This is a genomic window from Massilia luteola (genome assembly GCF_034420155.1).
GTDB lineage: Bacteria > Pseudomonadota > Gammaproteobacteria > Burkholderiales > Burkholderiaceae_D > Telluria > Telluria luteola.
Genome location: NZ_JAXOFN010000003.1, coordinates 234,579 through 248,221, shown reverse-complemented (window position 1 = coordinate 248,221; position 13,643 = coordinate 234,579). Strand labels below are relative to the sequence as shown.

Below are 13,643 nucleotides of genomic sequence, written 5' to 3'. Positions count from 1 at the left end.
CCTCGCTGGTCTCGTCAAGCACCCTTTGGCGCGGGGGTGCGCGCCAGCGCGGGTTCGCGCTCTTGTGTCTCGCGTGCCGGTGCGACAGCCGCCTGCGCCGTGAGGGGGCGCGCCGGTCGCAGCTCGCCGTTCGGACGGGACTCGTCGCGCGCGCCTTCCATCCAGTTCACGTCGCGCATCTTGCGCACCACCACGAACTCGTCGCGGTTCGAACCCACCGTGCCGTAGTAATTGAAACCGTACGACAGCTGGGCGTAACCGCCGATCATGTGGGTCGGCTTGGTCACCGTGCGCGTCACCGAGTTGTGGATGCCGCCGCGCTTCTTCGACATCTCGGCGCCCGGCACGTTGACGATCTTTTCCTGGGCGTGGTACATCAGCGTCATGCCTTCCGGGACGCGCTGGCTGACCACCGCGCGGGCCGTCAGCGTGCCGTTCACGTTGAACACCTCGATCCAGTCGTTGTCCACGATGCCCGCGGCTTTCGCGTCGGTCTCGGACAGCCACACGTGCGGGCCGCCGCGCGACAGGGTCAGCATGCGCAGGTTGTCGGAATAGGTCGAGTGGATGCCCCATTTCTGGTGCGGCGTGATCCAGTTCAGCGCCAGCTCCTTGTTGCCGTTCGGGCGGCGGTTCATGATCGCCTCCGTCGTCTTGGTGTTGATCGCGGCCTTGTACACGCACAGTCCCTCGCCGAAGTCGCGCATCCAGACGTGGTCCTGGTAGAACTGCTGGCGGCCCGTCAGCGTGCGCCAGGGGATCAGTTCGTGCACGTTCGTGTAGCCGGCGTTGTAGCTGACCTCCTCGCTTTCCAGGCCCGACCACGTGGGCGACGAGATGATTTTCCTCGGCTGCGCCTGCACGTCGCGGAAGCGGATGCTGTCGTGCTCGCGCGGGAGGGCGAGGTGCGTGTGGTCGCGGCCCGTCATCTTAGACAGCGCCGCCCACGCCTTGACCGCCACGTGGCCGTTCGTTTCCGGCGCCAGCGTGAGGATCATCTCGGCCGCGTCGATCGCGGTGTCCAGGCGCGGCTGGCCCTGCGACACGCCTTCGTCCAGCACGACGCGGTTCAGGCCGCGCAGCACGTCCACTTCATGCGCCGTCTTCCAGTCGATCCCCTTGCCGCCGTTGCCCACTTTTTCCAGCAGCGGACCGATCGAGGTGTACTTCTTGTGGATGTCGCGGTAGTTGCGTTCCACGACCGTCATCGACGGCATCGTCTTGCCGGGGACGGGCTCGCACTCGCCGGCGCGCCAGTCCTTCGGATCGAACGGCTGGCCCAGTTCGCCCGGGGTATCGTGCAGCAGCGGGGTGAGGATCAGGTCCTTGCGCGTGCCCAGGTGGGCGCCGCCGATTTCCGAGAACTTGGCGGCGATGCCCTTGTAGATTTCCCAGTCCGACTTCGCTTCCCACAGCGGCTGCACGGCTTCCGACAGCGGGTGGATGAACGGGTGCATGTCGGACGTGTTCAGGTCGTCCTTCTCGTACCAGGTCGCCGTCGGCAGCACGATGTCGCCGTACAGGCAGGTGGTCGACATGCGGAAGTCCAGCACGACGAGCAGGTCCAGCTTGCCCTCGGCCGCGGGGCGCACCTTGACGTCGCGCGGCTTCACGCAGTCGTCTTCGTCGCTCATCAGCGCGTTCTGGGTGCCGAGCAGGTATTTCAGGAAGTATTCGTGGCCCTTGCCCGAGCTGCCCAGGATGTTCGAGCGCCACACGAACATATTGCGCGGGAAGTTCGCCGGGTTGTCCGGGTCGTCGCACGAGAAATTCAGCTTGCCGGCCTTGATCTGCTCGACGGCATACGCGGCCGGGTCCTGGCCGGCGCTTTCCGCGGCGCGCACGACGTCCAGCGGATTCGTCTCCAGCTGCGGCGCGGACGGCAGCCAGCCCATGCGCTCGGCCTTGGCGTTGAAGTCGATCAGCGCCATCTCCTCCAGCTTGCCGTCGGCCGTCGGGCACAGGATCTCCGAGGTGCGCAGCTTTTCGTGGCGCCACTGGCTGGTGTGGGCGTAGAAGAACGAGGTGCCGTTCATCTGGCGCATCGGGCGGTTCCAGTCGAGCGCGAACGCGAGCGGGGTCCAGCCGGTCTGCGGGCGCAGCTTTTCCTGCCCCACGTAATGCGCCCAGCCGCCGCCGCTCTGGCCGATGCAGCCGCACATCATGAGGATGTTGATGATGCCGCGGTACGTCATGTCCATGTGGTACCAGTGGTTCAGCGCCGCGCCGACGATGACCATCGACTTGCCGCGGGTGCGGTCGGCGTTGTCGGCGAATTCGCGCGCGACGGTGACCACGTCGGCCGCCTTCACGCCGGTGTGCTTCACCTGCCAGGCCGGCGTGTACGGGACGTCGTCGTCGTAGCTCTGCGCTGCGTTCGGGCAGATGCCGCGGTCGACGCCGTAGTTGGCCATCGACAGGTCGTACACGGTCGTGACCAGCGCCGTCGTGCCGTCCGCCAGCGTGATCGACTTGACGGGCACGTTGCGCAGCAGGAGGTCGTCCGCGTCCTTGCCGCCGAAGTAGGGGAAGCCGACGGGGACGATGCGGTCGTGGCCATCGAGCAGCGACAGCGTCGGATCGATCGGGTTGCGGGTGGCGCCTTCCTTCTGTTCCAGGTTCCACTTGCCGGATTCGCCCCAGCGGAAGCCGATCGAGCCGCTCGGCGCGACGATCCTGCCGGTGCTCTCGTCGATGACGAGCGTCTTCCATTCCGGGTTGTTGGTCTCGTCGAGGTGGTTGGCGAGGTGCGAGGCGCGCAGGAAGTAGTCCGGCACGAGCGTGCCGTCGCGTTCCTTCAGCAGCACGAGCATCGGGAAGTCGGTGTACTGCTTGGCGTAGTCGCGGAAGTAGGTGGACTTGCCGGTGGCGTGGAATTCGGTCAGGATCACGTGGCCCATGGCCATCGCGAGCGCGGCGTCCGTGCCCTGCTTGGGGGCGAGCCAGATGTCGCCGAACTTGGCCATCTCGCCGAAGTCGGACGACACGGCGACGGTCTTGGTGCCCTTGTAGCGTACCTCGGTGTAGAAGTGGGCGTCGGGCGTGCGGGTCATCGGCACGTTCGAGCCCCACACCATCAGGTACGTCGAGTTGTACCAGTCGGCCGATTCCGGCACGTCGGTCTGTTCGCCCCACACTTGCGGGCTCGATGGCGGCAGGTCGCAGTACCAGTCGTAGAAGCTCATGGCGACGCCGCCGATGAGGCTCAGGTAGCGGGTGCCGGCGGCATAGCTGACCATCGACATGGCGGGGATCGGCGAGAAGCCGATGATGCGGTCCGGGCCGTATTTGCCGATGGTCCAGGCGTTGGCGGCGGCGATGATCTCGTTGACCTCGTCCCACTTGGCGCGCACGAAGCCGCCCTGGCCGCGCACCGACTTGTAGCTGGCGGCCTTCCGCGGGTCGGTGGCGATGTGTTCCCAGGCCGCGACCGGGTCGCGCGTGGCGCGCGCCTCGCGCCACAGCTGCATCAGGCGGCCGCGCACCATCGGGTGCTTGACGCGCTGGGCGGAGTACACGTACCACGAGTAGCTGGCGCCGCGCGGGCAGCCGCGGGGTTCATGGTTCGGCAGGTCGGGGCGCGTGCGCGGGTAGTCGGTCTGCTGGGTCTCCCAGGTGATCAGGCCGTTCTTGACGTAGACCTTCCAGCTGCACGACCCCGTGCAGTTGACGCCGTGGGTCGAGCGCACGATCTTGTCGTGCTGCCAGCGCTGGCGGTAGGCCTTTTCCCAGGTGCGGTCTTCGTTGACGACGGCCCCGTGGCCGTTCGAGAACGTTTCGCCCGTTTTGCCGAAAAATTTCAGGCGGTCCAAAAAATGACTCATGGTTTCTCCATCGGCGCACCGGCGGTGCGCTCTTTTTGATTCGTGGTTCCAGTCTACGGAGCGGCCCGCCTCATGAATATTCGCAAGAAGTCGGTGCCGCGCCGGATTAGTGCGTAGTCGGCCTACTCCTTTCGAACTAGCACGGCATGTCCGCGCCCTTGCGGGCGTAGAACCACCAGGTGACGGTGATGCAGGTGACGTAGAAGCCGATGAAGCACCACAGCGCGGCGTCGGCGCTGCCAGTCAGGGCGATCGACGTGCCGTAGCTCTTGGGGATGAAGAAGGCGCCGTACGCGGCGATGGCCGAGGTGAAGCCCAGCACGGCGGCCGCTTCCTTGTTGGCGCTGGCGACGGCCTGCGCTTGCGCGCCTTCCGACTGGCCCTTGGCGGCGCGCTGGTGCAGCGTCAGGAAGATCACGGGGATCATCCGGAACGTGGACGCATTGCCCACGCCGGTGCAGGCGAACAGCACGAGGAACATGCCGAAGAAGCCGGCGAAGCTGCCCGGATCGGCGCCCTGCGGCAGGAAGTGCAGCACGCCCACCACGGCGCCGATCATCGCGGCGAACGTCCACACGGTGACGCGGGCGCCGCCCAGCTTGTCCGACACGAAGCCGCCGGCCACGCGGGCGAGGGCGCTGACGAGCGGGCCGACGAAGGCGTACTGCAGCGGGTTCACTTGCGGGAACAGGGTGCTGGTCAGCAGCGGGAACCCGGCGGAATAGCCGATGAAGGAACCGAAGGTGCCCACGTACAGCCAGCACATCAGCCAGTTGTGCTTGCGCTTGAAGATCACGGCCTGCTCGGCGAACGACGCCTTCGCCGACGCGAGGTCGTTCATGCCGAACCAGGCGATGAGCGTGCTGGCGAGGATGAACGGCACCCACACGAAGCCGGCGTTCTGCAGCCACATCTGCCTGGTCTGGACCGCGCCTTTCACGACTTTCGACCAGGTCTGCGGCTCGCCGCCGAACAATGTGAACGTGATCACCAGCGGCACCACGAACTGCACGACCGAGACGCCCAGGTTGCCGAGGCCCGCGTTCATGCCGAGCGCATAACCCTTCTGCGCCTTCGGGTAGAAGAAGCTGATGTTGGCCATCGACGACGCGAAGTTGCCGCCGCCGAAGCCGCACAGCAGCGACAGCACGAGCATGGTCGGGTAGCTCGTGGCCGGGTCCTGCACGGCGAAGCCGATGCCGAGGGCGGGGACCAGCAGCGACGCGGTCGAGATGGCGGTCCATTTGCGTCCGCCGAAGATCGGCACCATGAACGAATAGAAGATGCGCAGCGTGGCGCCGGAGAGGCCCGGCACCGCGGCGAGCCAGAACAGCTGGTTGGTGCTGTACTTGAAGCCGATGCTGGGCAGGTTGACGACGACGACGCTCCACACCATCCAGATCGCGAACGCCAGCATCAGCGCGGGGATCGAGATCCAGAGGTTGCGGCTGGCCGTGGGCTTGCCGCGGCTGTTCCAGAAGGCGGGAACCTCGGGTTCCCAGGTCGATATCAAGTAACGGCTCACGATGTTCTCCAGTGATGGTGTAATGAAATCAGGCGGCCTGGCGCAATGGCGCGGCCGGTGCGGCGGCGGGCGACCTGGCGCCCGGCCTGAACGAGAAGTGCATCCATACGAGCGACACGCACACGGTGCCGTACAGGAGCATGAAAGAGCTGGAGCGGATGCCCGTCAGGTCGACGATGGCGCCGAACATGATCGGCAGGATGAAGCCACCGAGGCCGCCGGCCAGGCCGACGACGCCCGAGACGGCGCCGATGTTGTCGCTGTAGTCGTCGGCGATGAAGCGGAACACGGACGCCTTGCCGATCGCCATGGCGACGCCGACGACGAACAGCAGCAGGGTGAAGGCGACGGGGCCCAGGCCGATGTGCAGGTCCATGCCGCCCGCGACGGTCTTCACGTTCATGGTCGTCTGCGGGTACGACAGGACGAAGAAGCACACCCAGCACACCCACATCACCGCCCAGGTGACCTTGTGGGCGCCGAAGCGGTCGGCAATCCAGCCGCCCAGCGCGCGCAGCACGCCGCCCGGCAGCGAGAAGCAGGCGGCCAGCAGGGCGGCCTGTTTCAGGCCGAAACCGTATTCGCCCACGTAATACTTCGTCATCCACAGGGCGAGCGCCACGTAGCCGCCGAAGACGACGGAGTAGTACTGGCAGTAGCGCCACACGCGCGGATCCTTCAGCACGCGCATCTGCTCCACGAAGCTTTCCCCGGACGCCGACTTGTGCGCCGGATCCGAATACGTGCCGAGCCAGAACAGCAGGGCGGTGGCGACCATCACGAGCGCGTACACCTTCGGCAAGGCTTGCCAGCCGAAGGCTGCGATGATGGCGGGCGCCACGAACTTGGTCAGCGCGGAACCGGAATTGCCGGCGCCGAACACGCCCATCGCGAAGCCGCGCCGTTCCTTGCCGAACCAGCGCGCGACGTACGGCGTGCCGACCGAGAACGAACCGCCGGCCAGGCCGACGAACAGGCCGAGCACGAGGAAGTGCCAGTACCGGGTCGCGTAACCGATGAGGTAGATCGGCAGTGCGCACGCCAGCATCAGCGTGAAGAACACGATGCGCCCGCCGAAACGGTCGGTCCAGATGCCCAGCGGGACGCGCACGAGGGCGCCGCTGAGGACGGGCGTGGCGACGAGCAGGCCGAATGCCGTCTCGTTCAGGCCCAGCCTGGCCTTGATGGGGATGCCCAGCACGGCGAACATCATCCAGATCGCGAAACAGATCGTGAACGCGAAGGTACTGCTGACGAGGACCGCGAGGGGCCGTCTGTCGGTGCGCATATTGTTCTCCTCGATGTGGCACGCAAGATGTAGCAAGCGTACGTGGCGCGGCCGCGTCCGGCCATTCGCCGGAGGGGTGTTTCCGAATCGGCAAGAGAGCTAGGCGGCGGCGCCGGACGGCCTAGCGCGGCTAGTCACAAAGCAGTAGGGATGTGGCCGCCGGAGGGCGCGACGGTGTACGATGGCGGCTCGTCCCGCCGCTCGACATCAGACCATGCCCCACCCACTCAACCCGGAACAGCTCAGCAACATCATCGACATCGCCGAAAACGCCGTCATCTGCACGGACGAGCGGCAGCGGATCATCCTGTTCAACCAGGGTGCGGAGCGCCTGTTCGGCTGGACGGCGGCGGAGGCGCTCGGCCACGACCTGGCGATGCTGATACCGGAGCGCTTCCGTCCCGGCCATGCCGAGCGGGTGAACGGTTTCCAGCACGGCGCGCGCACGGCCCGGCGCATGGGCGAGCGGGGCACGATCTACGCGGTGCGCAAGGACGGCAGCGAGTTCCCGGCCGAGGCGACGATCTCGAAGTCGGCGGCGGGCGGCCGCGTGGTCCTGACCGCGATCCTGCAGGACGTCTCCGAGCGCCAGGCGTACGAACGCGACCTGGAACTGGCGCGCGACCGCGCGGAAGCCGCGATGCAGGCCAAGAGCATGTTCCTGGCCAATATGAGCCACGAGATCCGCACCCCGCTGAACGCGGTGATCGGCATGACGAGCCTCCTGCTGCACACGGCGATCGACGACGAACAGCGCGACTACACCGAGACGATCCGCTCCAGCAGCGAGGCCCTGCTGGCCATCATCAACGACCTGCTGGATTATTCGAAACTGGAAGTGGGGCGCCTCGACCTGGAGCGCCACGCGTTCGAGGTGCGGCGCTGCGTCGAGGAGGCGCTCGACCTGCTGGCGCCGAGCGCCGGCGAAAAGGGCCTCGACCTCGCCTACATGATCGGGCCGGGCGTGCCGGCCACGATCCTCGCGGACGCGACGCGGCTGCGCCAGATCCTCGTGAACCTGCTGTCGAACGCGATCAAGTTCACGCACCACGGCGAAGTCGTCGTGACGGTGTCGGCCACGGCGCGCGCCGAGGGCGGCTGCCGCCTGGTCTTCGCCGTGCGCGACACGGGCATCGGCATCCCGCCGCACCGCCTGGACGACATCTTCCACCTGTTCACCCAGGTCGACACGTCCACGACGCGCAAGTACGGCGGCACGGGCCTCGGGTTGACGATCAGCCGGCGCCTCGCCGAGATGATGGGCGGCGGCCTCACGGTGGAGAGCGAGCCGGGGGTCGGCTCGACGTTCAGCGCCGCGATCCTGGCCGACGCGTTCGACGACGAGCTGGCCGAGAACGTACTGCGCGAGCGCGCGGCCGCGGTGCGCGGACGGCGCATCCTGTTCGTCGACGACAACGCCACCAATCGCCGCATCCTCATGAAGCAGGCCCTGTCGTGGGGCATGACGCCGCTGGCCGCCGCATCGGCCATCGAGGCGCTCGACCTCGTGCGCGACGGCCATCCGTTCGACGTGGCCGTGCTGGACATGCAGATGCCGGACATGGACGGCGCGCGCCTCGCGGCCGAGCTGCGCAAGCACCGCGACCGCGCGGCCCTGCCGCTCGTGTTATTGACGTCGGTCGGCCGGCGCCCGCATGGGGTGGAGGGGAGCGCGATCCGCGAATTCTCGGCCTGGCTGAGCAAGCCGATCAAGCCGGCGGCGCTGCTCGAGGCGCTGCAGCAGGTACTGGGCGAGCGCCAGGCCGCGGCGCGTCCCGCACCGCCGGCGCCGCGCGCGGCCCGCGCCGAGGGCGCCATCCTCGTCGCCGAGGACAACACCATCAACCAGAAGGTGATCCGCCAGCTGCTGCGCCACCTGGGGTACCAGGCCGACGTCGTCGCCAACGGTCTCGAAGTGGTCGCGGCGCTGGAGCGCCAGCACTATCCGATCATCCTGATGGACATGCAGATGCCCGAGATGGACGGACTGGAAGCGACGCGCCGCCTGCGCCAGCGCTTCCGCGGCGCCAACGCGCCGTGGATCGTCGCCATGACGGCGAACGCCATGCCGGGCGACCGCGAACGCTGCCTGGACGCGGGCATGGACGACTACGTGCCCAAGCCGATCGAGCTGGACGTGCTGGAGCGCGCGCTCGCGGCCGCGTGCGACCACGTGGCATCGCACCGGCGCGCCGCCGCGGTGCTCGACGAGACCCGCATCGGCCAGCTGCGCGCCATCGACGACGACGCGGCGCTGCTGCACGACGTCGTGCGGGCGTTCACCGACGAGGTGCCGCAGCTGTTGCGCAAGTTGGAGCACGCGCTGCGCGAGCACGACGGCCCGCTGCTGGCGGCGACGGCGCACTACCTCCTGTCGAGCATCGATTTCGTGGGCGCGAACCGGATGCGGCTGCCGTGCACGAACCTGGAGCTGATGGGCAAGGGGGAGACGTTCGACGACGCGCAGGAGCAGCTGGCGGCGCTGGAGCGCGCGTACGAGGAGGCGAGAGAGGCCTTGCTGGCGTTACGGTGACATTGTCGCGCGGCGGCGAACGCTCAACCTTGCCGGTCGTTGCCGCTGCCGAGCCCCTGCTCGACGGCGAACACCGCGGCCTGCACGCGGCTGGACAAGCCCAGCTTCTTGAGGATGTTCTGCACGTGGATCTTGACCGTGCTCTCGGCGAGGTCGAGCACGCGGGCGATCAGCTTGTTGCTTTCGCCGCGGGCCAGGCAGGCGAGGATCTCGCGTTCGCGCGGCGTCAGCCGGTCCAGGTCGGACGGCGGCGCGGGCGCCTTGGGTTCGCGCTGCTTCTGCAACTGCGCCACGAGCTTGGCCGCCATCGATTCGGCCAGCACGGATTCGCCCGCGGCCGCGCGCTCGATGGCGCGCTGGAGGTAGTCGGCGTCGATGTTCTTGATCAGGTAGCCGCGCGCGCCGGCCTGCAGGGCGTTGGCGAGGTCCTCGCCTTCCTCGGACACGGTCAGCATGATGACGGCCGCCTCCGGCCACCCCTGCAGGATCAGTTCCAGGGTTTCCACGCCGGTCATGCCGGGCATGTGCAGGTCGAGCAGGATGACGTCGGGCCTGAGCTGCATCGCGCGCTTGACGCCGTCGACGCCGTCCGACGCTTCGCCGACGACGGTGAAGCGCGCGTTGCGCTGCAACAGCGACCGTACGCCGCTGCGGAACAACGTGTGGTCGTCGACCAGCAGCACGCTGATCGGCTTGGACGGGACTTCCATGCGCAACTCCATTCGGTTCATGCGGCCCGCCGGTGCGCGCTCGCGACGTGCAGGCGGACGGTGGTGCCGGCGCCGGCCCCGGAATCGACGGCCAGGTCGGCATTGATGTGCCGGGCCCGTTCGCGCATGATGTGCAACCCGACATGCTTGTCGCCCGCGGGCGCGGCGGCGGAATCGAACCCGACGCCATTATCGCTGATCGACAGGGAAAAGTCTCGGTCGTCGCGCACGCGTACGAGCACGCTGTCGGCGCGGGCGTGCTTGCGGATGTTCGACAGGGCTTCCTGCACGATGAACAGGATCTGCAGCTGCTCCTCGCGCGCGAACGGCGGACCGCCGCTGCCGTCGGCCCTGAACGCCGCGTCGACGCCGGTCTGGTCGCGGAACTTGCGCACCGCGTTGCGCAGGGCGCCGTTGAGATCCTCTTCCTCGAGCCGGCTGCGGAAATTCTGCAACAGTTCGCGCACGTCCTCGTAGCTTTCCTGCACGCCGGTGCGCAGCAGCGGGACGATCTCGGCGGCTTCCTGCTGCGCGCCCTCGTGCAGCGATTTTTCCAGCATCTGCACTTGCAGGTTGAGGAAGTTCAGGCCTTGCGCGATGCTGTCGTGCAGCCCGCGCGCCACCATGTTGCGTTCCTCCGAAATGGCCATCTCGCGCTCGCGCGCCGCCAGCCGCATGTTTTCGATGCCGGTGCCCAGCAGGCGGCCCAGGGTTTCGAGCAGCGCGGTCTCGCGTTCGTCGAACGTTTTCGCGGTGCGGAAATGCAGGCTGAACACGCCCAGGTGCTGCTCCTGGGCGAAGATCTGGAAGACCGAGACGGTGGCGAAGCCGTCGCGCGCGCAGCGCGACGATGCGGCCTCGGTCCCCTTGCGCAGCAGCCGCACGACGGGTTGCCGGTCGCGGGCGGCCGCGCCGCACACGCAGTCGCCGACGGGCATGCAGCGCTCGGTGCGTACCATGGCGTCGGACAGGCCGCGCTGGACGACGAGGTGGACCTTGTCGTTGCCCGCTTCGACCAGGCGCACGGAGCCGCCGTCGGCGCCGAAATAATGCATGATGCGGTCGATGAAACCCTGGCACATGGGTTCCAGCGTGCGGCGCACCTGCAGGAAGGCGGCGCTGTCGTACAGCAGCGCCAGTTCGCGGTTCTGGTCTTCCAGCGCGGCCGTCTTGGCGCGCACCTTGTCTTCCAGGCTGCCGTAGACCTGCTCCAGCCGGTCGGCCATGTGGTTGAAGCCCGTCGCGAGCTGGCCGAATTCGTCGTCGCCGGGAACGGAGAGGCGCACGCCGAAATCCGTGTCCGCCATGCTGCGCATGCCGGCGTGCAGGCGCTCGACGGGATCGACGATGAGGCTGAACATCAGGTACACCAGCGCGACGGTGCCGCCCATGGCCAGCGCCACCAGCGCCAGCTGGGACGAGCGCAGCCAGAACGTGCGCATCTCGTTGTCGCGCTCGATGAGGCTCACGACGGCGTCGATCTGCCCGACATAGTCGTCCACGACGCCGAGGAAGCGGCGCAGCGGCGCCAGCCGGTCGTCGCCGCGCGCCTGCAGCACCTGCAGCGCGAGCGGCCGCAGCTCGTGCCGCCAGCGCAGCGCGGCCTGGTCGAAGCCCGTGCGGATGGCCGCCGCCGGGGGCAGGCCGAGGGGGCGCTGCGGATCGCCGCGCGCGATCAGCGCCAGCGTCGCGTCGATGGACGCGACCTGCGCGCGCGCTTCGCCGGCATGGCCCTGGCCGGGCGCGTACACGTCGCGCCCGAGCAGCAGCGCGAGCCGGTATTCCTGCTTGCGCACGCTGCCCGTCTCGTTGATGGCGGCGGCCGACCCTTCCAGCTGCCACGACAGCCACAGCGTGATGCCGATGGCGGTCAGTGCCAGCAGCAGGAAGCCGACGAGCGCGCCGGCGATCCGGGTCGACAGCCGCAGGTGGCCGGGAATCGCCGGGTAGGCCGGCGCGCCGGGTGCGGTGGTCATGTGGCGGCGGAGGAGGGCTGGACCGGGTGCGCGCCGCTGCGCACCGCGCGGCGGCCGGCGTCGCGGCGGCCGGTGGCGGGCCCGGGTTCGGGCCCGCCGGCGCGCAGGCCGGCGCGTACTGCGTGCTCGCTCGTGAACTGCCGGTGGAAGCGCGCGAAGCCGTGGATGAAGCGCTCGATGTCCTCCACGTCATCCCCCGGTCTGCGACATGAAGCGCACGATTTTTTCCGGCCGGGCCGTGAAGTCGTGGCGGTGCGGCTTGCGCTCGATCGCCTGCCGGATCGCCGCTTCCAGCTCGGCATCGGAGGCGCCGCCGCGGAGCAGCGGCCGGAACTCGAATTTCTCTTCCTGGCCCAGGCACAGGTACAGCGTGCCGTCGACGGACAGGCGCACGCGGTTGCACGTGGCGCAGAAATGCTGGGACAGCGGCGTGATGAAGCCGATGCTGCTGCGGCCGTCGCGGGTGACGAGGTAGCGCGCGGGGCCGCCGCCCAGTTCCACCGCCTGCGGCACGAGGTCGAACCGCGCGCGCAGCCGCGCCTGCACCGGTTGCAGGTCGAGGTAGGCCGTGTTGCGGCCCGTGGCCCCCATCGGCATCACCTCGATCAGGCGCAGCACGAAGCCGTGCCCGATGCAGAATTCGGCCATGCGCTCGATCTCGCCGTCGTTCACGCCGCGCATCGCGACCATGTTGATCTTGATGGGATCGAAGCCGGCATCCTTGCCGGCCATGATGCCGTCCAGGATCTGCGCATGGCTGTCGCGGCCCGTGATGGATTGCATGCAGGCGCGGTCCAGCGTGTCCAGGCTGACGTTGATGCGGGCCACGCCGGCCCGCCGCAGCGCGGCCGCGTGGCGCCGCAGCTGCGTGGCGTTGGTCGACAGCGACAGGTCGGCGACGCCGGGAATGGCGGCGATGCGCGCGGCCAGGTCCGTCACGTGGCGGCGCAGCAGCGGCTCGCCGCCGGTGAGGCGGATGCGGCGCGTGCCCAGGCGGGCGAACGCGCGCAGCAGGCGCTCGATCTCGTCGAAGGTGAGCCAGTGGTCCGGTTCCTCGAAGCCCTTGAAGCCCGTCGGCATGCAGTAGGTGCAGCGCAGGTCGCAGCGGTCGGTCACGGACAGGCGCAGGTATTCGATCGTTCGGCCGTAGCGGTCGCGCAACATGCGGTTCTCCATTGAGTGGTCAGTACCGATTGTAGGGCGCGCGCGCCGCGCTGGCTGTCGGCCTGATGGGGGACGGCGCCTAGTTCTTTCGGACTAGGCGCCGCGCCGCAGCAGCGCGTCGACGCCGGCCACGGTGCCGGCCATGGCCAGCGCCGCGACGCCCGCGCCGGCCCATGTGGCGAGCCGGTCGCCGGCCGCCCATTCCTGCCACGCCAGCGCGGCCGGCATCATGGCCATCGGCGCCGTCATCGCGGCGGCCAGCCAGGCGCGGGCGCGCGGCGTGGCGGTGGTGATCTCAGCCACCGCAGCACCCGCCGCAGCAGCCGCCACGTTCGCCGCGCGCCTCCGCGTAGCCGGCGCCGGCCAGCGCGGCGGTGATGGCGTGCATCGACGTGGCGCCTGCGTCGAACTCCACCTGCAGCCGGCGGCCGCCCGGTTCGAGATCGACGCCACGCACGCCCGGCACGGCGCACAGGGCGCTGGTCAGGCGTTCGATGTCGGCGAAGGCGAGGGGTGCCGAGAACTGGAAGTCGTGTTGCATGGTGCTCCTTTCGCGTTGTGCGGTTGATATGCCGCCAGACTAGGCGTTGCGGCATCCCCTGTCCTTGAACCGGTTTCAGGTT

Annotated in this window: 10 protein-coding genes; 1 reads left to right on the top strand and 9 read right to left on the bottom strand. The window is 68.5% G+C overall.

Annotated elements, in window-relative coordinates:
* Positions 1-14 precede the first annotated feature (14 nt).
* The 3 genes from U9J41_RS06470 to U9J41_RS06460 form a co-directional block, all read right to left on the bottom strand.
* Positions 15-3,824, bottom strand: coding sequence for a nitrate reductase subunit alpha (locus tag U9J41_RS06470; protein WP_322401007.1), 3,810 nt, complete (start codon positions 3,822-3,824; stop codon positions 15-17).
* A 136-nt stretch (positions 3,825-3,960) separates the two neighbouring features.
* Entirely contained in the window at positions 3,961-5,349 is a 1,389-nt protein-coding gene (locus U9J41_RS06465) for a NarK family nitrate/nitrite MFS transporter (RefSeq protein WP_322401005.1), read from the bottom strand.
* A gap of 28 nt (positions 5,350-5,377) precedes the next feature.
* Positions 5,378-6,637, bottom strand: coding sequence for an MFS transporter (locus U9J41_RS06460; RefSeq protein WP_322401003.1), 1,260 nt, complete (start codon positions 6,635-6,637; stop codon positions 5,378-5,380).
* Between the two features lie 214 nt (positions 6,638-6,851).
* Between U9J41_RS06460 and U9J41_RS06455 the strand changes: the two genes are divergently transcribed.
* Entirely contained in the window at positions 6,852-9,170 is a 2,319-nt protein-coding gene (locus U9J41_RS06455; protein ID WP_322401001.1) for a response regulator, read from the top strand.
* A gap of 23 nt (positions 9,171-9,193) precedes the next feature.
* On the opposite strand, the gene U9J41_RS06450 is transcribed toward U9J41_RS06455, so the two are convergent.
* The 6 genes from U9J41_RS06450 to U9J41_RS06425 all read right to left on the bottom strand — a co-directional run bounded on the left by U9J41_RS06450 (position 9,194) and on the right by U9J41_RS06425 (position 13,561).
* Positions 9,194-9,880: a response regulator gene (locus U9J41_RS06450; protein ID WP_322400999.1), complete on the bottom strand. Its 687-nt coding sequence runs from the start codon at positions 9,878-9,880 to the stop codon at positions 9,194-9,196.
* A gap of 17 nt (positions 9,881-9,897) precedes the next feature.
* Positions 9,898-11,856: a type IV pili methyl-accepting chemotaxis transducer N-terminal domain-containing protein gene (locus U9J41_RS06445; RefSeq protein ID WP_322400997.1), complete on the bottom strand. Its 1,959-nt coding sequence runs from the start codon at positions 11,854-11,856 to the stop codon at positions 9,898-9,900.
* Entirely contained in the window at positions 11,853-12,044 is a 192-nt protein-coding gene (locus tag U9J41_RS06440) for a hypothetical protein (protein ID WP_322400995.1), read from the bottom strand. The genes U9J41_RS06445 and U9J41_RS06440 overlap by 4 nt, the downstream gene beginning before the upstream one ends.
* A gap of 1 nt (position 12,045) precedes the next feature.
* On the bottom strand, positions 12,046-13,020 hold the full coding sequence (gene moaA, locus U9J41_RS06435; protein ID WP_322400994.1) for a GTP 3',8-cyclase MoaA: 975 nt from the start codon (positions 13,018-13,020) through the stop codon (positions 12,046-12,048).
* Between the two features lie 93 nt (positions 13,021-13,113).
* Complete coding sequence (locus U9J41_RS06430) at positions 13,114-13,323, bottom strand: hypothetical protein (RefSeq protein ID WP_322400992.1); 210 nt, start codon at positions 13,321-13,323, stop codon at positions 13,114-13,116.
* The gene (locus tag U9J41_RS06425; RefSeq protein WP_322400991.1) at positions 13,316-13,561 is read right to left on the bottom strand and encodes a heavy-metal-associated domain-containing protein; all 246 of its coding nucleotides are present in this window, start codon (positions 13,559-13,561) and stop codon (positions 13,316-13,318) included. Before U9J41_RS06425 ends, U9J41_RS06430 begins: the two co-directional genes overlap by 8 nt.
* Positions 13,562-13,643: the final 82 nt, after the last annotated feature.